This window comes from Ciceribacter sp. T2.26MG-112.2 (assembly GCF_900492205.1).
Taxonomy (GTDB): domain Bacteria; phylum Pseudomonadota; class Alphaproteobacteria; order Rhizobiales; family Rhizobiaceae; genus Allorhizobium; species Allorhizobium naphthalenivorans_A.
In genome coordinates this window covers 263,478-285,494 of the sequence record NZ_UEYQ01000001.1, presented here as the reverse complement: position 1 = coordinate 285,494, position 22,017 = coordinate 263,478, and the positions used below count along the sequence as shown (strand labels likewise).

The window sequence follows — 22,017 nt, the reverse complement described above, 5'->3', positions numbered from 1 at the left end:
TCAGGCGCCGGTGAGCGGCTGCCAGGTGTGGACAGTGAAGGGTGCGCCCCGTTCCGGTTCGATGAAGAGTGCGAGGCCGGAAATTTGGAGCGGTTTGTTGGTGAAGGCGGCGAAGCGCGAAGATGCGAGCTCGCGCATGGCATCCGCCTGCTCAGGTTCAACCGGGCCGGTTAGCGTCATGTGGAAGCGGAATTCCTCCCTGACATACGGATAGCCCCAGCGCAGCAGATACGCGCGCTGAGTCTCGCTCAGGCGCTCGGGCTTGCGCCGCGCGATATCGGCGTCGGTGAGGGCTGCGCGAAACGGCTCGAAAGTCTCCACCACGGCTGTCGCGAAGTCTTGCAGCGGCGGTTGCGTCTCGGCGGGGATCAGCGCGAAAAAGGGGCCGAGCTGACCGACCACGATGGACGGGATGTCGAAGGCCGGATGTACGGCGCAAAACCCCTCGAACGCTGCGATCAACTCTGCTTCGGTCCGGTCCGGGGCCAGTTCGAACGGCGCCTTGAGCGTGGCGTGAAATCCGTAGCGCCGCGGATCGGCGGTGAGGCTGGCCATGGTTCCGGCGGGAAACGCATCTGCCGCCTCGATAGCAATGGTTTCCCCGGAGAACGCATCGCGGCCGAGCCATTGGGCGGCGCTCCGGGTCAGGGGATCGTCGGCGGGGGGAGTGAAATAGAGCGCATAGCGCAAGGGTGGGTCCTCGTAAGATGAAGTCGCCGCCACAATGACGTGTCATCGGGGCGAGGGACAAGTCGGTTTCGCTAGCCGATCACCGTGACAGATTGATGATACGGCCAGCGACGGCGGTCGAGATTCAGTGCTTTGTCCCCATCAAGCGTGAGCGCAATGCATTTGAAATACCGTCGAACACGAAGACGACGATCAGAATCAGCAAGACCATGTAGGCGACGTTCTCCCAGTCCGAGTTGGTCCGCATGGCTTCCCAAAGCTTGAGGCCGATACCGCCTGCGCCGACCGCGCCGATGATGGTGGCTGAGCGGGTGTTCGATTCCCAGAAATACAGTGCCTGCGATGCAAAGAGCGGCAAGACCTGGGGAAGCACGCCGAAGCGTTGCACGGCGAGCGGTGCTGCGCCGACCGATTTCACCCCTTCACGCTGCTTGTCGTCGATGTTCTCCAGCGCCTCGGCATAGAGTTTTCCGAGCGTGCCGGTGTCGGTGAAGAAGATCGCCGACATGCCGGCGAGCGGTCCGGGACCGAAGGCGCGGGTAAAAAACAGCGCCCAGATCAGCATGTCGACCGAGCGTTGGAAGTCGAAGAAGCGCTTGATGATCTGGTTGGCCAGCCGGTTGCGGAAGATGTTTCGTGCCGCAAGGAAGGACAGGGGAAAGGCGATGATCATGGCGAACAGCGTGCCGATGAAGGCCATGACGATGGTTTGCAGCAGCTTTGTCCACACGTCGAGATGCTGCCAGGACGGATTGTAGAGAATGTCGTTCCAGGCCAGCGACAGATTGCTGCGCGCCGGATCGAGACGCTCGCCGACAAAGATCAGGCCGATCACTTCGCCCGCACTCTTGCCGAAAAAGGCGGAATCGGTATCGAAGAAGAAATTCTCCCAGCCGAAGAAGCGTTTGCGGATCTTCACCTTGTCGGCCTGCACCTCGACCCATCCGGTCAGGCCGAAACTGGCGACCACCTTGGCGCCGGGCTGGCGCTGTTCGGCCCAGTCGGGAAGCGCTGCCGTGGCGTCGACGGTATCGCGGGCGCCATCGAGATCAAGCATGACGGTCTCGCCGTCGCGTGAAAGGATCACGCGGTCGGGCATGATTTCGACCGTGCGGCCACTGCCCATTTCCACCACGGCCTGGGTGACGACTTCCTCGCTCCGGACCTCGGGGCTGGCGGCCTCCGCGGCGGTCTCTCCGGTCTGCCCAGTCGGCGCGGCAGGTGCCATGAAGCTGAAACTCGAGGATTTCGCCGCTGCGGGAGCCGAAGCGCTCGGTGCCAGGGCGGGTGCTTCGCTCGTACGGCTCACGGTTTCCCGCGTCGCCTTCAGCCAGTCCGGGTTGGCATTGGGGCCGAGCGGGTCGAAGCGGGGATAGGTGATTTCCATGGCGCCGTCGGCGGCGATCGAGATGTCCGGACGCACCTCGTAGGACACCCAGTCGGCGAGGTAGGAGCCGGCGATCGACCAGTTGGCGTTCGTGACAACCTTGCCGATCGAAAAGAACCACCAGGCGAAGACGAAATAGAGAAGAATGCCTCCGGCGATGAAGCCGACCTTGAAGCGCTGCCAGACGGAGCGCTGCAGGATGCCGGGGTGACGGGCGGCGATCGCCTCCAGTTCGCTCATGTTCATGGTTTGCATGGACGTGGTCCTCACTGGATGCTCTGGAAGGCCTGCTCGCCGACAAGCTTGCGGCGCAGCCAGGCGGAAAACTGGTCGACGGCGATGATGGTGCAGAGAAGCAAAAGCACGATCGCCAGCGTCTTGGCCTCATGGCCCTGGCCGATCGACAGTCGCAGAAGTTCGCCGATGCCGCCGCCGCCGACCGCGCCGATGATCGTCGAGGCGCGCACGTTGATCTCGAGCCGCAGCAGGAAATAGCTCATGAAATTCGGCATGACCTGCGGCACCATGCCGAACCAGACCCGCTCGATCCAGTTGGCGCCGACCGCCTTCAGGCCCTCATCCGGCTTCATGTCGGCATTCTCGATAACCTCGAAGAACATCTTGCCGAGCGCCCCGATCGTGTGGATCGACACGGCGATGATCGCCGGGATGGGCCCGAGCGAAAAGATGGCGAGGAAGAAGCCGGCTATGACCACCTCGGGAAAGGCGCGCAGCAGTTCCATGATGCGCCGCGCAGCGCCGCGGACCCAGGGGTTGGTCATCATGTTGCGGGCGGCGAGAAAAGACAGGCAGAAGCCGATCAGCAGGCCGATCAGGGTCGACAGGATGGCGATGTTGACCGTCTCGACCATCTTGTGGATGTATTCCGGAATGTAGAGCGTCTCGGTGAAATACAGACGGCCCTCCGGATAATTGTATTTCATGCTGCCGTCGTCATACGGCGAGGGCAGGTCGAAAAGGGCGCGGACGACTTCCATGCCGTCGCGCGGCACGAGATCTTCGATGAAGTCGAAGAAATGCGGGATGCGGTCGAAGAACTTGCCGGAATTGGTGTCGTTGGCGAACCACAGCGAGCCGCCGACGGCCAGGAGAAGGAAGGCGATGCCGAGGAGCGAATAAAGGCGGCGCTTCGCCGCAAGTTCCTGCCAGTGGCGCTCCATCCGGGCGCCATTCTCGCCCAGAGAAGGCGTCGTCGAAAACGTCATGCTATTTTCCCTTCCGGCAGAACAGGCGGTTCGCTGCCTCAAAAAAACCGCCGGACGAGAGCTCGCCCGGCGGCCTTGTTGATGCGTTTCGATCAGCCGCCGATGGTGGCCTTGCGGGCGTCGATGATCGGCTTGTAGAAGTCGACGTTGACTTCGGTGAAGCCGGTGAAGTCACCGCCCTGGATGGCCGAGAAGCAGGCCGGATCGGACTTCGGCAGTTCCATCATGAAGGTCTTGAACTTGGTCTTCATGTCTTCGTTCATCGACGAGCGGACGACGACCGGGCCGTTCGGGATCAGCGGGGACTTCCAGAGTTCGACGAGGTCGTCCATGTTCAGGATGCCCTTGTCGACCATCTTCTTCAGGTTGCCCGAGGTGTAGCCGTCCTTGAATTCGCCGACGCCAGAACCCCAGGTCGTACCGGCAACGAAGGTGCCCTTGAGGACTTCGAGGACGAGGTTTTCATGGCCGCCGCCGAAGCCGGTTTCGCCGAAGAATTCCTTGATCGGGGCGCCGACGGCCTCCGGAAGGGTGACGAGCGGTACGAGATAGCCGGAGGTGGAATCCGGGTCGGCGAAGCCGAGCTTCTTGCCCTTCATGTCTTCGAGCTTGGTGATGCCCGAATCCTTGCGGGCGACCATGATCGAGTGATAGCCGGTCGAGCCGTCGGTCTGGACGGTCGTCAGGATCGGTTCGACCGCGTCGGCCTTCGTGAGATAGACCTTGGCGAAGCCCGAGGCGCCGAGTTCGGCGTAGTCGAGCGTGCCGCCGAGCAGGCCCTGGATGACGCCGTCATAGTCGGCAGCCGGGAACAGCGAGACCTTCTCGACGCCGAGAACGGCGGGAAGCTTTTCGGTCATGCACTGGAAGTTGCGCAGGCGGTCGGCTTCGTTTTCACCGCCCAGAATGCCGATGCGGAATTCCTTGAGGTCTTCGGCAGCGGCGACGCCAGCGAGCGACACGAGCGCCACGGCGGCAAGAAGGGTCTTCTTCAGCATGAGTTTCTCTCCTGTTGTCCGGCCGGGCCGGAACATTTTCTGATCAATGAAATGCCCTTCACGCGGGCGGTCGATCGTCGTGATTTCAGGCTTCGGCGACGGCCAGGGTCCTGAAACCGGGGGATGCGGGGACGCCGACGGCGGCCGCGGCGCCGGGGATGCGAATGCTCGTCGAGGTCATGCTCTCGTCGATGCCGGCGCCATGGCTGTCGGCGCCGTAAATCTCCTGGACCGTATCGGCAGTCAGCTGGTCCGGGGTGCCGTCGAATACGACGCGGCCCTGCGCCATGCCGATGATGCGGGAGCAGTAGTTGCGCGCCGTGTCGAGCGTGTGAAGGTTGGTGACGACGGTGATGCCCTCGCGCTCGTTGATGTCGCGCAGTGCATCCATGACGATCTTGGCGTTGAGCGGATCGAGCGAGGCGATCGGCTCGTCGGCCAGCACGACCTTCGGCCCCTGCATCAGGGCACGGGCGATGGCGACGCGCTGCTGCTGGCCGCCGGACAACGTACCGGCCGGCTGCAGGGCCGTCTGCTCGATGCCGAGGCGCTCGAGCGCGGCGATCGCCATGATCCGCTCCTCTCGGGAGAAGACGTTGAGAATGCTGAGCGCCGTCGGGCGGTGATTGAGACGGCCGAGCAGCACATTGGTCAAGACGTCGAGACGCGGCACCAGGTTGAACTGCTGGAAGATCATCGCGCAGTCGCGCTGCCAGTTGCGCAGGCCGGCACCCTTGAGTGCGGAGACTTCGACATCGCCGAAATGGATAGAGCCGGACGAGGGATCGACCAGACGGTTGATCATGCGAAGCAAAGTGGACTTGCCGGCGCCCGAGCGGCCGATGACGCCAACCATCTCGCCCTTGTCGATCTCGACATTCACGCCGTCGACGGCGAGATGTTGGCCGAACTTGCGGGTGACATTCTTCAGCTGGAATTTCATGTCGGCTCTTTCGACGTCCTGTTCAATGGGTCGCACTGGCTTTAGACAGGGTGCGTGAAGCGCGAATGTCAGATTTGTGTAGATTTTGTTAAATTCACCAAGTCTGTGAAATATATGAATTAACCGGCGTATTTCTCGACGAAGTCCTCGGCGCTGAGGGCACGGAAATCGCCAAGCGCGGCAAACAGCCGGTCGTGGTCCCAGTTCCACCAGGCGAGGGCCTCCATGCTCTCCGCTGTCACGGACGCAAAGCGTTCGCGGATTAGCCGAGCCGGTACCCCGCCGACGATGGTGTAGGGGGCGACATCCTTCGAGACGACAGCCCCGGCGCCGATCACCGCGCCATTGCCGACGGTCACACCTGGAAGCACGGTGGCGCCATGGCCGATCCACACGTCATGGCCGATGGTGACCTTGTTGTCCCGCCGCCATTCGAAAAAGTCGTGATCGTTTTCGGCGCCCTCGAAATAGTCCGCGGCACGATAGGTGAAGTGATGCAGAGTCGCGCGCCAGGTCGGGTGATTGGTGGCGTTGATGCGCACGGATGCCGCGATATTGGCGAACTTGCCGATCTCCGCGCACCACACCGCGCCATCGTGCATGATGTAGGAATAGTCGCCCATGGCGACCTCATCGAGGCGGCAGCGCTCCGAAACCTCGGTATAGCGGCCGAGCGTCGAGTTCGTCACGCGGGCGCTGTCATGGATCAGGGGCTCAAGCCCGAGTTTCCGGCTCATGCGGCAACCTTCCGCGGCGAAAACTGTGAGACGTCGAGAACGCGGTCGGCGACGGCCTCGCGCACCTCCTCGTCGTGGAAGATACCGAGGAGGGCGACGCCTGCAGCCTTCTTGGCGCGGATCATCTCGACCACCACGGCGCGGTTGGACGCATCGAGGGAGGCTGTCGGCTCGTCGAGCAGCAGGATTCGGTGATCGGTGATGAAACCGCGGGCGATGTTGACGCGCTGCTGCTCGCCGCCGGAGAAAGTGGCGGGCGGCAGTTGCCAGAGATCGCGCGGCAGGTTGAGCTTTTCCAGGAGTTCCGCGGCGCGTTGGCGCGCCTCTTCTGTGTCGACCCCGCGAGCGACCAGCGGCTCGGCGACCACGTCGATGGTGGCGACGCGCGGCACGGTGCGCAGGAACTGGCTGACATAGCCGAGCGTGGCGCGCCGCACCTCGAGCACGGAGCGCGGATCGGCACTGGCGATGTCGATGATGCGGTCCTTGTGCTCGATCAGGATCTGGCCGGCATCCACGGCATAATTGCCATAGAGCATCTTGAGGATCGAGCTCTTGCCGATGCCCGACGGGCCGCCAAGCACGACGCATTCGCCTGAGGCGACCGAGAAGGAGACATTGGCGACGACGGGCAGGCGCAGGCCGTCGCGCAGGTGCATGGTGAAGCTCTTGGAGACTTCCGAGACGACGAGGGGCGTGGCCATGGGGATTTCCTCTTGCGGCTTCAGACTTGCAGGATCGAAGAGACGAGCAGCTGGGTATAGGGCTCGCGCGGGTCGTCGAGGACGCGGTCGGTCAGGCCCTGCTCGATCACATGGCCGTCCTTCATCACCATCATCCGGTGCGACAGCAGGCGGGCGACGGCAAGGTCGTGCGTGACGACGATCGCCGAAAGCCCGAGATCGTTGACGAGGCCTCGCACCAGGTCGAGCAGGCGCGCCTGCACCGAGACGTCGAGGCCGCCGGTCGGCTCGTCCATGAAGACGAGGCGCGGGCCGGTCACCAGATTGCGGGCGATCTGCAGGCGCTGGCGCATGCCGCCGGAAAAGGCGCGCGGCTGGTCGTCGATGCGGTCCGTGCTGATTTCCACCCGCTCCAGCCAATCGCTGGCCGTGCGGCGGATATTGCCGTAGTGCCGGTCGCCGATGGCCATCAGCCGCTCGCCGACATTGGCGCCGGCCGAGACGGTCATGCGCAGGCCGTCGGCCGGGTTCTGGTGGACGAAGCCCCAGTCGGTGCGCATCAGGAAGCGCCGCTCGGCCTCGCTCATATGGTAGAGGTCGCGGTAGCCGCCGTCGCGCATGTGGTACTCGACGCTGCCGGTGGTCGGCATCAGCCGGGTGGACAGGCAGTTGAGCAGGGTCGTCTTGCCGGAACCCGACTCGCCGACGATCGCCAGCACTTCGCCGGGCCAGAGCTCGAAGGCGACATTGGCGCAGCCGATGCGTTTGCCGTAGAATTTCGAAAGGTCGCGGACCTTGAGAAGCGGCATGTCGCTCATTCTGCGGCCTCCTTTGCCACGCCGAGATGACCCACATGGCCATGCTCGCGGCGTTCCTCGCAGTGATCGGTGTCGGAGCAGACGAACATGCGTCCGCCCTTGTCGTCGAGAATGACCTCGTCGAGATAGACCTGCTCGGCGCCGCAAAGCGCGCAGGGCTTGTCGAAGGTCTGGATCTCGAAGGGGTGGTCCTCGAAATCGAGGCTGACGACTTCGGTGAAGGGCGGAACCGCATAGATGCGCTTTTCGCGGCCCGCGCCGAAAAGCTGCAGCGCCTCCGACATGTGCATCTTCGGATTGTCGAACTTCGGCGTCGGCGAGGGGTCCATGACATAGCGCCCGGCGACCTTGACGGGATAGGCATAGGTCGTGGCGATGCGGCCGTTCTTGGCGATGTCCTCGTAGAGCTTCACGTGCATCAGGCCGTATTCCTCGAGCGCGTGCATCTTGCGCGTCTCGGTCTCGCGCGGCTCCAGGAAGCGCAAGGGTTCCGGGATCGGCACCTGGTAGACCAGCACCTGGTTCTCCTGGAGCTTTTCCTCCGGAATGCGGTGGCGCGTCTGGATGATCGTCGCCTCCCGCGTGTGGGTGGTCACGGCGACGTTGGCGACCTTCTGGAAGAAGGCGCGGATGGAGACGGCATTGGTCGTGTCGTCGGCCCCCTGATCGATCACCTTCAGCACGTCTTCCTGGCCGATGATCGAGGCCGTCACCTGCACGCCGCCCGTGCCCCAGCCGTAGGGCATGGGCATTTCACGGGATGCGAAGGGCACCTGGTAACCGGGTATGGCAATCGCTTTCAGGATCGCCCGGCGGATCATCCGCTTGGTCTGTTCGTCCAGATAGGCGAAATTATAGCTCGCCAGTCCGGAATAGTGTGAAACTTCCTGCGTCATCGGGCGTTGTCCTGCATCAGAAGGAGGTGCTGGATATGGAAATCAATGTCATTCTCACGATCATCATCTCGGTCATGATCGCCACGACCGTCGGCAGTGCTTACTGGTTCAACGAACAGGGCCGTGATTGAGCAAGCCGTGACTGAGTTCGTCCTGGTCATTCTGCGGCCTCGGCCAGTCCGGCCCTCTGCTCTCGCCGTGTGGCCTCGAACTCGGTGCGCATACGCCGCACCAGGTCCAGTTCGGCCTGGAAGTCGACATAGTGCGGCAGTTTGAGGTGCTCGACGAAGCCGGTCGCCTGCACATTGTCGGAATGTGAAATCACGAATTCCTCGTCCTGCGCCGGGGCGACGATATCTTCGCCGAATTCCGTGGCGCGCAGCGCCCGGTCGACAAGCGACATGGCCATCGCCTTGCGCTCGCTCTGGCCAAACACCAGGCCATAGCCGCGGGTAAACTGCGGCGGTGCCTTGGCCGATCCCTTGAACTGGTTGACCATCTGGCATTCGGTGACACGGATGTCGCCGAGCGAGACGGCAAAACCCAATTCCGCAACCTCGAGTTCGACCTCGACTTCTCCGATGCGGATCTCTCCGACGAACGGATGCGTGCGGCCGTAGCCGCGCTGGGTCGAATAGGCCAGCGCCAGAAGAAAACCTTCATCGCCGCGGGCGAGCGCCTGAAGCCGGGTATCCCGCTCCATGGGGAATTCGATGGGCTCACGGGTGATGTCGCCGCCGCTCTGGTCCGCCGGCAGATCGCCGTCGGCTTCGATCAGACCTTCCTGGGCCAGGATGTCCGAGACCCGCATGACCGCCTCGGCGAGCGGCGCCTTGTGCGCCGGGGGAGCCACTTCGCCGTCTTCGAGCAGCGCGGTGTCGAGCAGCCTGTGGGTATAATCGAAGGTCGGACCCAGAAGCTGACCGCCGGGCAGATCCTTGTAGGTGGCCGAAACCCGCCGCTCGACCTGCATCCGCCCTGTGTCGACCGGCACCGAATAGCCGAAGCGCGGCAGGGTCGTGCGATAGGCGCGCAAGAGGAAGATCGCCTCGATCATGTCGCCACGGGCCTGCTTGACGGCGAGTGCCGCCAGCGCCCGGTCATTCAGTGAGGCTTCCGCCATCACGCGGTCGACGGCGAGGCCGAGCTGCTCGACAATCTGGTCGATGGTCAGCGCCGGAAGCGAACGGTCGCCACGCCGCCGGTCGGCCAGAAGCCGATGGGCATTGTCGATGGCGGCTTCCCCGCCCTTCACCGCAACATACATGGTCTCAGGCCTCCTTGAGCGTGATCTTGCAGGTGCGCGGCAGGCCCAACACCTGACGCCCGGCGGTCAGCAAGACGTCGACGCCGCGCGGAAAAAGCGCCCGGTTGTCGGCCCATTGCCGCAGGAAGATGTCGGGAAGGCCGAGGGGCGCGATCGTCGCGCTGTCGCGAATGCCTGGGCCGGAAAGGCTGAGCGCCGGCCCCTTGTCGAGGCTTGCCACCTCCAGGATGATGGTCGTCGAGCGGTCGGGATATTCCTGGTTTCCGGTGGCGAAAAGCCCGAAGGAGGAAAAGGAGGCGCCGGCTTCGGCGAAGGCGAAGCGCGCCTCCGATTTTTCGCGGGTGATTGGCGCGCCGGTATGGAAGCCGATCCAGTCCGCCACTGCCGACTTGGCAAGGCCTTGGGTCAGCCAGACCGGCGTATCGTGGTCGAGAAGCGTCAGTGCGATTGCGCCTGCAGCGGCACCCATCGGTTTCGGCGGTTCGATTTCAGGAAGGATGGACTGGATGGTTCCCGGCCGCGAAAGGCATTCCATCATCATTCGAAACACGCTCTGGGCGTGGTGCACCGGCTCGGAGAACCCGCCGGTCAGGGCCTCGATCGTCGTAGGCATCAGTCCTCTCCCCGCACCATGGTGAAGAAGTCGACGCGCGTTGCGGCCACTTCTTCCGACTTCTTCCGCTTTTCTTCGGCAATTCGCGCGGCGGTCGGGCCAAGCAATTGCGTCTCGACCAGCTCGCGATGCGCCTCGTCCTGCCACAGCGCGTCGAAGATGGCTGCGAGCTTCGCACGCTTCAGATTGGCGCCGAGCACATGGCCATGTCCGACCAGGCCACTGTCCAACCTGACGGTCGCCCGGCTGACCGTAGCTTCGCCAAGATTGAAGGGCGCACCGCCGCCGCCGATCCGGCCGCGCACCATGACAAGGCCGATTTCCGGTCCGCGCAGCATCTTCACGTCCGGTCGTGCGGGCAGTGCATCCCAAACGCGGCCCAGCTCGTCGGGCGCCGCGCGGGCGAGGAGGTCCACGACGCGCTTGCGTTCCGCGGCCGGCGGTCCCGAATTTTCCTGTCTTGCTTCCATTGTCAGGCCTCTAAATGTCTAGTAATATAGACAACCATACAAGTTACTGTATGGCTACCAACCGGGCGTGACAAGCGTGTGACATGACAGAGCCGAAATCGATGGAACGACAAAAGGGCGTGGCGCTGTGGCGCCAGATCGCCGACAGGATCCGGGCGTCGATCGCCCAAGGGGACTATGACGCGACCGGCATGGTGCCGCCGGAAATGCAACTGGCCGAAGCGTTCGGGGTCAACCGCCACACGGTGCGTAGCGCTCTTGCGGCGCTGGGACAGGAGGGACTGGTTCGCTCCGTGCAGGGGCGGGGTACCCTGATCGACCGGAAGGACAAGTTCTCCTTTCCGATCGCCCGGCGCACGCGCTTCACCGAGGGGATCGGCGAGCAGGCGCGGAATGTGGAAGGATTGCTGTTGTCATCCGGGTGCGAGCCGGCCGATGCCGAGGTGGCGAAATGGCTGAAGCTTGCCGTCGGCGCTCCGGTGATCCGCCTCGAAGCGCTGCGCAAGGCCGACGGCCGTGCGCTATCGCGCTCGACGACCTGGTTTCCCGCCGGGCGGTTCGATGGCATCGACGCGGCTTTCCGCCGGACGGGCTCGATCACCATGGCGCTGATGGAGCAGGGCGTGAGCGATTATCTGCGGGATGTGACGCAGGTTTCCGCAACCCATGCCGAACCGGACGATGTCGCGCAATTGGCGCTGACCCCGGGCGCCATCGTTCTGGTAACCCGGGCGCTCAACACCGATCTCGACGGTATTCCTATACAATACGCGGTCACACGGTTTCCCGCCGACCGCGTCGAGTTCACCATCATGAATTGACGATGAAACGGCGCTCAGTGCGCGCCCGACATGTCGCCCAGGACTTCCTTCGACGCGACCGTCGAATCGGCGTTGAGCTTGTAGACCATCGGCACACCGGTCGCGAGGTTGAGCTTGAGGATCTCTTCCTTCGACAGGCGATCAAGCACCATGACAAGCGCACGTAGCGAATTGCCGTGGGCGGCGACCAGCACGGTCTCACCTCTGAGCACGCGCGGCAGGATCTCCGTCATGTAATAGGGCCAGACGCGGGCACCGGTGTCGCGCAGGCTCTCGCCGCCCGGCGGCGGAACGTCGTAGGAGCGGCGCCAGATGTGCACCTGTTCCTCACCCCATTTGGCGCGGGCGTCGTCCTTGTTGAGGCCGGACAGATCGCCGTAGTCGCGCTCGTTGAGCGCTTCGTCGCGGATCGTCTCGAGGTTCGGTTGGCCGACATTGTCGAGCACGATCTGGCAGGTCTTCTGGGCGCGCGACAGCGCCGAGGTGAAGGCGATGTCGAACTTGATGCCGTAATCGGCAAGCGCCTTGCCGCCGGCATTGGCCTCCTCGACGCCGAGCTCGGTCAGGCCCGGGTCCTTCCAGCCGGTGAACAGGTTCTTCAGGTTCCATTCGCTCTGGCCGTGGCGCACGAGCACGAGGGTACCACTCATCGGAAAATCCTCCGCATTGCTTTCAGATGGATGAAGACAGCCCGAGCACGTCGAGCATCGAATAGAGACCGGGTTTCTGGCCTCGCGCCCAAAGGGCCGCCCTGACGGCCCCGCGCGCGAAGATGGAGCGGTCGCCGGCGCTGTGGCTCAGCGTCACCAGTTCGCCCTCGCCGGCGAGGATGACCGAATGCTCGCCGACCACCGAGCCCCCCCGCAGCGTGGCAAAGCCGATCGAGCCCGTTTCGCGCGCTCCGGTGTGGCCGTCGCGCACCCGGACAGAATGGGAGGCGAGATTGACATGGCGGCCACGCGCCGCGGCCTCGCCAAGCAGCAATGCGGTGCCCGACGGCGCATCGACCTTGTGCTTGTGGTGCATTTCCAGCACCTCGATATCCCAGCCCGCCGCGTCGAGCGCGCGCGCCGCCTGCTGCACGAGAACCGACAGCAGGTTGACGCCGAGGCTCATATTGCCGGACTTGACGATCCGCGCGTGGCGGGAAGCCGCCTCGATCCGGGCGTCGTGCTCGGCCAGGCAGCCCGTGGTGCCGATCACATGAACGATGCGCGCCTGCGCGGCCAGCGCAGCGAATTCGGTCGAGGCCTGCGGCGAGGTGAAGTCGATGACGCCATCGGCGTCGAGAAAGGCGGCGAGCGGATCGTCGGTCACGGCAACGTCGATGTTTCCGAGCCCGGCAAGTTCGCCGGCATCGCGCCCGATCAGGCTGGAGCCTTCCCGCTCGACGGCGGCATGCAGCGTCACACCCTCGCTTGCCTGGATCACGCGGATCAGCGTCTGGCCCATCCGCCCACCGGCACCCACCACGACGAGTTTCATAGCATCCTGCATGGTGATCGGTTGTCCCTAGATGAAGTCCTGCGAGGCGGCGGTCGGCTGCAACTGGTTCAGGCGAGCGTAAAGCCCGTCCGGACGCTGTGCAAGATCGTCGTGGCTGCCTTCCTCGGCGATCGTGCCGCCTTGCATGACGATGATCTTGTCGGCGCGGCGAATGGTCGACAACCGGTGGGCGATGACGACCACGGTGCGGCCGGTCATCGCCTCGTCGAGCGCCTTTTGCACGGCGGCCTCGGATTCGGTGTCGAGCGCCGAGGTCGCCTCGTCGAGCAGAAGGATCGGCGCGTTGCGCACCAGGGCGCGGGCGATCGACAGTCGCTGGCGCTGGCCGCCGGACAGCGTCACGCCGTTTTCGCCGACCGGTGTATCGTAGCCGAGCGGCTGAGCGACGATGAAATCATGGGCATGGGCAAGCCGGGCCGCCTCTTCGATCTCGGCATGGGTGGCGTCCGGACGGCCATAGCGGATGTTGTCGCGGATCGTCCCCTCGAAAAGATAGGGCTGCTGCGAGACATAGGCGAGATGCTTGCGCAAGGAGGTCTTGGTGACGTCGGCGATGTTCTGGCCGTCGATCAGGATCTCGCCCTCGAGCGGATCGTAGAACCGCGGAATGAGCGTGATCACCGTCGATTTGCCGGCGCCCGAAGGGCCGACCAGCGCGGTCGTCTTGCCGCCTTCCGCGATGAAATCTATGCCCTTGAGCACCGCCTCGTTTTCGCCATAGGCGAACTTCACCCCGCGAAACTCGATGCGTGCTTCCGTCACCTTGAGATCGGCCGCGCCGTCCTTGTCGCGCTGGTGGGTCTGCATGTCGAGGATCTCGTAGATCATCCGTGCATTGACCACGGCGCGCTCCATCTGCACCTGCAGCTTGGCCAGCCGCTTGGCCGGCTCGTAGGCGAGAAGCAGCGCCGTGACGAAGGAGAAGAAGGCGCCTGGCAGAACCCCGCCGTAAATCGATCGGAAGGCCGCATAGGCCAGCACGCTGGAAATGGCCACTCCGGCGAAGGTCTCGGTGATCGGCGAGGTGCGCTCGCTCAGCCGTGCGATCCGGTTGGCGCGCTTTTCCGCAGCCGAGATCGTGCCCTCGACCTTGCGCTCGAGCTCGGCCTCCATGGTGAAGGCCTTGACGATGGCGATCCCCTGAATGGTTTCCTGGATCGCTCCCAGGACGTGGCTGTTGTAGATCACCGATTCCTTGGTGGCGCTGCGCAGCCGCTTGGAGATGTAGCGCATAGCCAGGAGCATGGGCGGGGCGACCACGAAGACGATCAGCGACAGGATAGGGTCCTTGAACACCATGACGCCCACCAGGGCGACGAGCGTCAGCAGGTCGCGCGCCATCGAGGTCACGGTCAGGTTCAGGACATCGCGAATGCCGTTGATGTTCTGGCTGATCTGCGCGGCCAGGCGCGCCGAGCGCGACTCGGTGAAATAGCCGAGCGACAGGGTCATCAGGTGCGAATAGAGCCGGCGCTGATAGCGGGCGACGATATTGTTGCCGATTTTCGACAGCGTGACTGCCTGGCCGTAACTGGCGAAGCCGCGCAGGACGAAGGCGGCCAGGATAGAGCCGCAGATCAGCCAGACGACGTCGGCGCGCTGGTTGGCGAAGGCCTCGTTGACCACCGCTTCCATGATCCAGGCGGTAAAGGCCGTCGTCAGGGCGACGGCCATCAGGCAGAGAATGGCAAAGACGTAGCCGCGCACATGATCGCGGCCGTTTTCCGAGATGATGCGCTTGAGCACAGCGGTGACGCTTGCCGTGCTGATCGCTGTCTGGTTTGTCCTGCTGGCGTTCAAATAAGGGCGTTCCCGTTCAAAGGGGCCTCGGCATGCGCCATCGGCCCGCGCTGGGCGCTCTATAGCCAGTCGAATGCCGTTTGGCCAGTGTCAATCGGCCGCGCCGCGGGGCCGGTCAGCGGCGCCAGCGCCGGCCTTCGGTGGCGAGCCCGAAATTGGCAGGCGTTCGCGCATAGGCCGCAAGGCCTGAAAGAGCGGCGAGTGGATGGGTGACGACAAAGGTCGGGATCGTCTTCATCAGAGCCGTGTGCGGCGCCTTGTCCTCGAAGGCCTGACGGAATTCCGGCCGCTGGAGAGCCGGGATGATCTTCTGCGAAATGCCGCCCGAGAGGAAGACCCCGCCGCGCGCCATGAAGATCAGCGCCAGATCGCCGGCGAGCCGGCCGAGATAGGTGACGAACAGGCTGATGGTTTCCGCGGCCTGGGCGTCCGCTGCCGAAAGGCCGGTGGCGGTGATATCGGCGGGGATCGTGAACTTTGGCTCCACGCCGTCGGCAAGGCAGACCGCCGTATAGATGTTGACGATGCCGCGGCCGCATAGCAGTTGCTCGGCCGAGATCCTGCCCTCGATCGGCGCCAGGTGCGGGAAGATGGCGAAGTCGCGCTCGCTGCGCGGGCCGATATCGACATGGCCGCCTTCGCCGGGCACGGGAAACCAGGTGTGCTGCGCATGGACGAGGCCGGCCACGCCGAGCCCGGTTCCGGGGCCCAGCACGACACGCGATGCGACCGGGCTGTGATTGTTGCTGCCGATCGGCGCGCGATCCTCGTCGGAAAGCGATGCGACGGCGAGCGCCTGGGCTTCGAAATCATTGACCACCATCACCTCGGCAAATCCGAGATCGGCGATCATCGCCCTTGGCCTCACCACCCAGTCGCAATTGGTCAGCGGAATTTCATCGCCCTCAATCGGCCCTGCAATGGCAAGCAGCGCCGAGCGCGGCTGAACCGAGGTCTTGTCGAGCACGGTGACCTGGATCGCCTCGTCGAGCGTGGAAAAATCGGCGGTATGGACGCTTGGAAACTGCTTCGGCTCCGCATAGGCGTCAATCAGGATGGAAAAGCGGGCGTTCGTACCGCCGATGTCGCCGATCAAGATGGGAAAGGTCAGCTTGTCATTGTCGAGGGGCTTGGGCATGTCCGGTTCCATTTCGGGCCGCGGCGGTGGGCAGGTCGCTTAAGGGGTGTAGGTGGTCATCAGGATTTCGGCGGTGGCGCGGTTGAGCGCCATCGGAATGTCGTAGACGGTCGCCAGCCGCATCAAGGCTTTTACATCGACATCATGAGGCATGGATGTCAAAGGATCGACGAAGAAAATCAGCATGTCGACCTCGCCGGTGGCTATCATCGCGCCGATCTGCTGATCGCCTCCGAGCGGCCCGCTTTTCAGCCGGGTGACGTCGAGGTTCGGGCAGGTCGCCTGGATCCGACCGCCGGTCGTGCCCGTAGCGACGATCCGCCAGTGCGCCAGGACCGACTGGTGACGGTCGGCGAAATCCGCCATGTCGTCCTTTTTCTGGTCATGCGCAATCAGAGCGATGCATCGGGTCATGGTCGTTCCCGGTCGGATTTAAATCGATTTGATCGCCTTCTAACCCAGGACGCCCGGCTTGAAAAGCCCGTCGGCTCCGCGTCCGCTCTAATAGCCCGCGGGACGCGGAAGCGGGATCGGCACGACGTTCGGCACGTCGGGCATCTGCGCGGCGATGGCGGGAACGGCCTCGTTTGCGCTCGCCGGCGCGGCGGCAAGGGCGGAGACGGCGATGGTTCCGCTACCATATGTTGCCGCCATCTCGCTGTCGGGCGAGGGCGCCTGCAACACCACGGCACAGGCCTTCGGCAGGTCGGAAAGCTGCATCGGCCGCGGCGGCTTCGGCGGCTTGGCGTTCGGGTCCTTCTTCGGCTTGGCCCAGGGCTCGTCGGTGAACCACCAGGCGAGCGACTTGTCACAGCCGTCACCGGGGCCGACAGCCGCTTGCGGCTTGCAGCCCGCGGTCCCTTGCGGGCATCCGATGCGGATATGGAAATGCGCATCGTGGCCATAGATCGGCCTGACCTTGCCGAGCGCCGAACGGTCGCCCGTCCAGGTGTCGCACAGCTTCTTCTTGATCGCCGGATTGACGAAGATGCGCTCGACCTGCGGGTAGCTTGCTGCCAGCATGATCAGCCGGGCATGGGCCGGCGTCCAACGCTTGGTGTCGACGGTCAGGAATTTGTTTTCCTTGAGCATCGAGGTGAAGGGCAGGTCTTCGCGCTCCTTCGCCGACATTCGCCGGTCCGGCATCGGCGTCAGCCAGATATCGGCGTCGAGGCCGATCTGGTGCGAGGCGTGGCCGGAGAGCATCGGACCGCCACGCGGCTGCGACACGTCGCCGATCAGGATGCCCGGCCAGCCCACGCTTGGCGCATCCTTCGACAGCCGCTCGAGCAGCGAGATCATCTGCGGATGACCCCAGCGCCGATTGCGCGAAAGGCGCATGGCCTGCCAGTTGGGTCCGTCCACCGGAATGGCGACCGCACCGGCGATACAGCCCTTGGCATAGGAGCCGTAAGCGGCCGGTGCCGCGCGCGCCGGCAGTTTCATGCCGCCGAACAACTCCTTGGCCGGCCGGCTTTCCGCAGACGCTCCGCCGGTCATGGCCGCGAAAAGCCCTGCCGTGATCGCCAGGCCCTTCGCCACGGTCTTCAACCTTTCACGCATCATCATCATCGTCATGCCGTCTTCCGCCGCCTCAAGGATCGCCCGTCTCGTCCGGGTGATTTGCCGTGACGTTACTCTGGAACGAGATTTTGGTGAATCCGTGTTTTCCCACGGCAGCCCGCGTCTTCGCCATACCCGGTCTGTTTTTTGCCGCTGTTTGGCTTATTGTTCAGACAATCCATAAGAAACAAGGGGTGATTTGCATGGGGTTGGCGAAAGTTCGAATAGGGGCGCTCCTGTCTTTCCTGGCGATGGTGATGGGTTCGCCGGCAGGCGCCGCCGAACCGCTGCGCCACGGCGTGGCCCTCTCCGGTGAGGTCAAGTACCCCGTCGATTTTCCGCATTTCGACTACGTCAATCCGCAGGCGCCCAAGGGCGGCGACCTCAAGCTCGCCGCCACCGGCACCTACGACACCTTCAATCCGATCCTCGAAAAGGGCGAGGCAGCCCCCGGTCTCGGCTTGGTGTTCGACACGCTGATGAAGGATGCCGAAGACGAGATCTCGGCCTCTTACGGCCTGCTCGCCGAGGGCGTCTCTTACCCCGAGGACGTGTCGTCGGCGACCTTCCGCCTGCGCGCCGAGGCCAGATGGGCCGACGGCAAGCCGGTCACGCCGGAAGACGTGATCTTCAGCTTCGAGAAGTCCAAGGAACTCAATCCGCTCTACATGAGCTATTACCGCCATGTGGTCGCGGTGGAGAAGACCGGCGAGCGCGACGTCACCTTCCGCTTCGACGAGAAGAACAACAAGGAACTGCCGATGATCCTCGGCCAGTTCCAGATCCTGCCCCGGCATTGGTGGGAGGGTAAAGATCCCGATGGCCAGCCGCGCGACATCAACCGCACGACGCTCGAGCCGGTCATGGGGTCGGGTCCCTACAGGATCGCCGATTTCAAGGCCGGCGCGACCATCCGCTACGAACTGCGCGACGACTATTGGGCCAAGGACCTCAACGTCAATGTCGGCCAGAACAACTTCGCCACGATCAGCTACACCATGTTCGGCGACCTCGACGTCCAGTTCGAGGCCTTCCGTTCCGGCAATTTCGACTACTGGATGGAGACCAAGGCGGCACGCTGGGCGACATCCTACGATTTTCCGGCGGTAAAGGACGGCCGGGTCAAGCGCGAGGAACTGCCCAACCCCTATCGCGCCACCGGCATCATGCAGGCACTCGTACCCAACATGCGGCGCGAAGTCTTCAAGGACCAGCGGGTCCGGGAAGCGCTCAATTACGCGCTCGATTTCGAGGAAATGAACCGCACCGTCTTCTATGGCGCCTATAAGCGAGTCGACAGCTACTTCTTCGGCACGGAACTTGCCTCCCGAGGCTTGCCGGAGGGTCGTGAGCTGGAACTCCTCAACGAGATCAAGGACAAGGTGCCTGCCGACGTTTTCACCACGCCCTATTCCAATCCGGTCGGGGGCTCGCCGCAGGCGCAACGCGACAACCTGCGCAAGGCAGTCGGGCTGCTCAAAGATGCCGGATATGAAATCAAGGGCGGTCGCATGGTGAATACCGCAACTGGCGCGCCGCTCAGCTTCGAGATTCTCCTGTCCAATCCGATGCTTGAAGTGGTCGCGGTGCCCTATAGCGAGGTCCTGCGCAAGATCGGCATCGAGGCTCGCGTGCGCACGGTCGACGACGCGCAATATGCCAACCGGGCCCGAAGCTTCGACTACGACATGACCTGGGTGGTCTGGGGCCAGACGCTCAATCCCGGCAATGAACAGCGCGACCTGTGGGGTTCGGTATCAAAGGATCGCCAGGGCTCGCGCAACTATGCCGGCATCGCCGATCCGGGTATCGACGCGCTGATCGACAAGGTGATCTTCGCCAAGGGGCGCGACGAACTCGTCGCGGCGACCCGGGCGCTGGATCGCGTTCTGCTCGCCCATGACTATGTCGTGCCGCTCTACTATGGAAGCACCGCCCGCATTGCCTACTGGGACAAGTTCGACCATCCGGCCGAATTGCCGACCTATTCGATCGGCTTTCCCACCGTCTGGTGGTCGAAATCGGCGGCCCGGTAAGGCCGGGCTTTGCGCTCGCGCCTCGAACGGCTAGGAATGGCAGGAACGAATCGGTGTCACCGGAAGGGATCGGCGGATTGATCGAAGCTAGGACGACCATGGTTGGAGCGCGCGCGCATCTGACGGGAGCGAATGCCTGATGGGGGCCTACATCCTGAGGCGTCTGCTGCTGATGATCCCGACCATTGTCGGCATCATGGCGATTTCCTTCCTTGTCATCCAGTTTGCACCCGGCGGCCCGGTCGAGCAGGTGATCGCCCAGTTGAGCGGCCAGGGCGACGGCGCCGATCAGCGCTTGTCCGGCGGTGGCGACATGCTGAACCAGCAGTTCGGCGGCGACGACACGAGTGCCAAATATCGCGGCGCGCAGGGTCTCGATCCGGAACTGATCGCCAAGCTGGAAAAGCAGTTCGGCTTCGACAAGCCGCCGCTCACGCGCTTCCTCGACATGATGTGGAGCTATATCCGCTTCGATTTCGGCGAGAGCTTTTTCCGCAACACCAGCGTCATCGACCTGATCGTCGAGAAAATGCCGGTCTCGATCTCGCTCGGCGTGTGGATCCTGATCATTTCCTATGCGATCTCCATTCCGCTCGGCATCAAGAAGGCGGTCGAGGACGGTTCGCCCTTCGATGTCTGGACCTCCGGCGTTATCGTCATCGGCTATGCCGTGCCGAGCTTCCTGTTCGGCATCCTTTTGATCGTGCTATTTGCCGGCGGCTCCTTCTTCGACTGGTTCCCGCTGCGCGGTCTCGTCTCCGACAATTTCGCCGAGCTTTCCTGGTGGCAGAAGATCCTCGACTACTTCTGGCACCTCGCCCTGCCGCTGACGGCCCTGCTGCTTTCCGCCTTCGCCACCACCACCCTGCTCACCAAGAACTCCTTCATCGACGAGATCAAGAAGCAGTATGTGGTGACGGCCCGCGCCAAGGGTCTCGGCGAGCGCCAGGTGCTCTATGGCCACGTCTTCCGCAATGCCATGCTGATCGTGATCGCCGGCATTCCCGGCGCCTTCATCTCGGCCTTCTTCACCGGTTCGCTTCTGATCGAGAACATCTTCTCGCTCGACGGCCTCGGCCGCCTCGGCTATCTCGCCGTGGTCAATCGCGACTATCCGATCGTCTTCGCCACGCTCTACATCTTCTCGCTCATGGGCCTCGTCGTCAGCCTGGTTTCCGACCTGATCTACACCTGGATCGACCCGCGTATCGATTTCGAGCGGAGGGATGTCTGACATGACCTCGCTTGATGCCTCCCGCACCGATGCCGTGAGCCCGGTCAAGAAACCGTGGTTTTCGCCGACCAACAGGCGGCGTCTGGAGAACTTCCGGGCCAACAAGCGCGGCTACTGGTCGTTCTGGCTGTTCATGGTGCTGTTCGTGCTGTCGCTTTTTGCCGAGCTGATCGCCAATGACCGGCCGCTGATCGCCTCCTACAAGGGCGAGATCCTGTTTCCTGTCGCCGTCGACTATCCGGAGGAGAAATTTGGCGGTTTCCTGGCGGTCACCGATTATCGCTCGCCCTTCATTACCGACGAGATCAATGCCAATGGCTGGATGCTGTGGCCGCCGATCCGCTATTCCTACCGGACCGTCAATTCGGAAATCCCCCATTCGGCCCCGACCGCGCCGTTCTGGCTGATGGACAAGGAAGAGCGCTGCTCGGCCTATCCGCTGAAGGACGCCGATCCGAACTGCGTCATCGGCAATCTCAACTGGCTCGGAACAGACGACCAGGCCCGCGACGTCGCCGCCCGGATGATCTACGGCTTCCGTATCTCGGTCCTGTTCGGCTTGATCCTGACCCTCTGCTCGGCGATCGTCGGCGTTACCGCCGGCGCGATCCAGGGCTATTTCGGCGGCTGGACCGACCTTTTGATGCAGCGCTTCATCGAGATCTGGTCGTCCATGCCGGTCCTCTACATCCTGCTCATCATCGCCGCGATCCTGCCGCCCGGCTTCTTCGTGCTTCTCGGTATCATGCTGCTGTTTTCCTGGGTCAGCTTCGTCGGCATCGTGCGCGCCGAGTTCCTGAGGGCGCGAAACTTCGAATATGTGAATGCCGCCCGGGCGCTCGGCGTCGGCAGCTGGACCATCATGTTCCGTCACCTGTTGCCCAATGCCATGGTGGCGACGCTCACCTTCCTGCCCTTCATCCTGTCGGGCTCGATCACCACGCTCACCTCGCTTGACTTCCTCGGCTTCGGCATGCCGCCCGGCTCGCCTTCGCTCGGCGAACTGATCGCTCAAGGCAAGCGCAACCTCCAGGCGCCCTGGCTCGGCCTCACCGCCTTCTTCACCATGTCGATCATGCTGTCGCTGCTGATCTTCGTCGGCGAGGCGGTGCGCGATGCGTTTGACCCGAGAAAGACATTCCGATGAGATGCGGTTCGTCTTTCGCCTGCTTTTGTGGCACCATGCCGCCA

General features: G+C 63.5%; 22 protein-coding genes. 4 read left to right on the top strand and 18 right to left on the bottom strand.

The window, feature by feature from the left end; genetic code table 11:
- The 12 genes from DYZ14_RS01450 to phnG all read right to left on the bottom strand — a co-directional run bounded on the left by DYZ14_RS01450 (window position 1) and on the right by phnG (window position 10,728).
- On the bottom strand, window positions 1-690 hold the full coding sequence (locus tag DYZ14_RS01450) for a DUF1045 domain-containing protein (protein WP_154719016.1): 690 nt from the start codon (window positions 688-690) through the stop codon (window positions 1-3).
- Window positions 691-814: 124 nt separating this feature from the next.
- A complete protein-coding gene (gene phnE / locus DYZ14_RS01445; protein ID WP_154719015.1) occupies window positions 815-2,332 on the bottom strand; it encodes a phosphonate ABC transporter, permease protein PhnE in 1,518 nt (505 codons plus the stop codon).
- Between the two features lie 11 nt (window positions 2,333-2,343).
- Window positions 2,344-3,303 carry a phosphonate ABC transporter, permease protein PhnE gene (gene phnE, locus DYZ14_RS01440; protein ID WP_154719014.1) on the bottom strand — a complete coding sequence of 320 codons (960 nt, stop codon included), beginning with the start codon at window positions 3,301-3,303 and terminating at the stop codon, window positions 2,344-2,346.
- Window positions 3,304-3,395: 92 nt separating this feature from the next.
- Window positions 3,396-4,301, bottom strand: coding sequence for a phosphonate ABC transporter substrate-binding protein (phnD, locus tag DYZ14_RS01435; RefSeq protein WP_154719013.1), 906 nt, complete (start codon window positions 4,299-4,301; stop codon window positions 3,396-3,398).
- Window positions 4,302-4,386: 85 nt separating this feature from the next.
- Window positions 4,387-5,244 (bottom strand): phosphonate ABC transporter ATP-binding protein, encoded by an 858-nt coding sequence (gene phnC / locus DYZ14_RS01430; protein WP_154719012.1) that lies wholly within the window; start codon window positions 5,242-5,244, stop codon window positions 4,387-4,389.
- Between the two features lie 119 nt (window positions 5,245-5,363).
- Window positions 5,364-5,981 (bottom strand): DapH/DapD/GlmU-related protein, encoded by a 618-nt coding sequence (locus tag DYZ14_RS01425; protein ID WP_154719011.1) that lies wholly within the window; start codon window positions 5,979-5,981, stop codon window positions 5,364-5,366.
- Window positions 5,978-6,685: a phosphonate C-P lyase system protein PhnL gene (gene phnL / locus DYZ14_RS01420; protein ID WP_154719010.1), complete on the bottom strand. Its 708-nt coding sequence runs from the start codon at window positions 6,683-6,685 to the stop codon at window positions 5,978-5,980. The genes DYZ14_RS01425 and phnL overlap by 4 nt, the downstream gene beginning before the upstream one ends.
- A gap of 20 nt (window positions 6,686-6,705) precedes the next feature.
- Window positions 6,706-7,482: a phosphonate C-P lyase system protein PhnK gene (phnK, locus tag DYZ14_RS01415; protein WP_115668838.1), complete on the bottom strand. Its 777-nt coding sequence runs from the start codon at window positions 7,480-7,482 to the stop codon at window positions 6,706-6,708.
- The gene (locus tag DYZ14_RS01410; protein WP_154719009.1) at window positions 7,479-8,378 is read right to left on the bottom strand and encodes an alpha-D-ribose 1-methylphosphonate 5-phosphate C-P-lyase PhnJ; all 900 of its coding nucleotides are present in this window, start codon (window positions 8,376-8,378) and stop codon (window positions 7,479-7,481) included. The genes phnK and DYZ14_RS01410 overlap by 4 nt, the downstream gene beginning before the upstream one ends.
- 157 nt (window positions 8,379-8,535) lie before the next feature.
- Window positions 8,536-9,645: a carbon-phosphorus lyase complex subunit PhnI gene (locus DYZ14_RS01405; RefSeq protein WP_154719008.1), complete on the bottom strand. Its 1,110-nt coding sequence runs from the start codon at window positions 9,643-9,645 to the stop codon at window positions 8,536-8,538.
- A gap of 4 nt (window positions 9,646-9,649) precedes the next feature.
- On the bottom strand, window positions 9,650-10,258 hold the full coding sequence (gene phnH, locus DYZ14_RS01400; RefSeq protein ID WP_154719007.1) for a phosphonate C-P lyase system protein PhnH: 609 nt from the start codon (window positions 10,256-10,258) through the stop codon (window positions 9,650-9,652).
- On the bottom strand, window positions 10,258-10,728 hold the full coding sequence (gene phnG / locus DYZ14_RS01395; protein ID WP_154719006.1) for a phosphonate C-P lyase system protein PhnG: 471 nt from the start codon (window positions 10,726-10,728) through the stop codon (window positions 10,258-10,260). Before phnG ends, phnH begins: the two co-directional genes overlap by 1 nt.
- 83 nt (window positions 10,729-10,811) lie before the next feature.
- Between phnG and phnF the strand changes: the two genes are divergently transcribed.
- A complete protein-coding gene (phnF, locus tag DYZ14_RS01390) occupies window positions 10,812-11,549 on the top strand; it encodes a phosphonate metabolism transcriptional regulator PhnF (RefSeq protein ID WP_154719005.1) in 738 nt (245 codons plus the stop codon).
- 14 nt (window positions 11,550-11,563) lie between these two features.
- On the opposite strand, the gene DYZ14_RS01385 is transcribed toward phnF, so the two are convergent.
- From DYZ14_RS01385 to mepA, 6 genes are all read right to left on the bottom strand, one after another.
- Window positions 11,564-12,199 (bottom strand): 2,3-bisphosphoglycerate-dependent phosphoglycerate mutase, encoded by a 636-nt coding sequence (locus tag DYZ14_RS01385; RefSeq protein WP_154719004.1) that lies wholly within the window; start codon window positions 12,197-12,199, stop codon window positions 11,564-11,566.
- Window positions 12,200-12,221: 22 nt separating this feature from the next.
- The gene (gene dapB, locus DYZ14_RS01380; RefSeq protein ID WP_154719003.1) at window positions 12,222-13,046 is read right to left on the bottom strand and encodes a 4-hydroxy-tetrahydrodipicolinate reductase; all 825 of its coding nucleotides are present in this window, start codon (window positions 13,044-13,046) and stop codon (window positions 12,222-12,224) included.
- A gap of 15 nt (window positions 13,047-13,061) precedes the next feature.
- Complete coding sequence (locus DYZ14_RS01375; protein ID WP_154719002.1) at window positions 13,062-14,855, bottom strand: ABC transporter ATP-binding protein; 1,794 nt, start codon at window positions 14,853-14,855, stop codon at window positions 13,062-13,064.
- 115 nt (window positions 14,856-14,970) lie between these two features.
- Window positions 14,971-15,993 carry a glucokinase gene (locus DYZ14_RS01370; protein ID WP_154719001.1) on the bottom strand — a complete coding sequence of 341 codons (1,023 nt, stop codon included), beginning with the start codon at window positions 15,991-15,993 and terminating at the stop codon, window positions 14,971-14,973.
- A gap of 39 nt (window positions 15,994-16,032) precedes the next feature.
- Window positions 16,033-16,407 (bottom strand): methylglyoxal synthase, encoded by a 375-nt coding sequence (locus DYZ14_RS01365; protein WP_154719000.1) that lies wholly within the window; start codon window positions 16,405-16,407, stop codon window positions 16,033-16,035.
- Window positions 16,408-16,494: 87 nt separating this feature from the next.
- Window positions 16,495-17,571 carry a penicillin-insensitive murein endopeptidase gene (mepA, locus tag DYZ14_RS01360; RefSeq protein ID WP_154718999.1) on the bottom strand — a complete coding sequence of 359 codons (1,077 nt, stop codon included), beginning with the start codon at window positions 17,569-17,571 and terminating at the stop codon, window positions 16,495-16,497.
- Window positions 17,572-17,813: 242 nt separating this feature from the next.
- On the opposite strand from mepA, the gene DYZ14_RS01355 reads away from it, so the two are divergent.
- From DYZ14_RS01355 to DYZ14_RS01345, 3 genes are all read left to right on the top strand, one after another.
- Complete coding sequence (locus tag DYZ14_RS01355) at window positions 17,814-19,592, top strand: extracellular solute-binding protein (RefSeq protein WP_445292244.1); 1,779 nt, start codon at window positions 17,814-17,816, stop codon at window positions 19,590-19,592.
- 139 nt (window positions 19,593-19,731) lie between these two features.
- Window positions 19,732-20,826 carry a microcin C ABC transporter permease YejB gene (locus tag DYZ14_RS01350; protein ID WP_154718997.1) on the top strand — a complete coding sequence of 365 codons (1,095 nt, stop codon included), beginning with the start codon at window positions 19,732-19,734 and terminating at the stop codon, window positions 20,824-20,826.
- 1 nt (window position 20,827) lies between these two features.
- Complete coding sequence (locus tag DYZ14_RS01345) at window positions 20,828-21,973, top strand: ABC transporter permease (RefSeq protein ID WP_154718996.1); 1,146 nt, start codon at window positions 20,828-20,830, stop codon at window positions 21,971-21,973.
- Window positions 21,974-22,017: the final 44 nt, after the last annotated feature.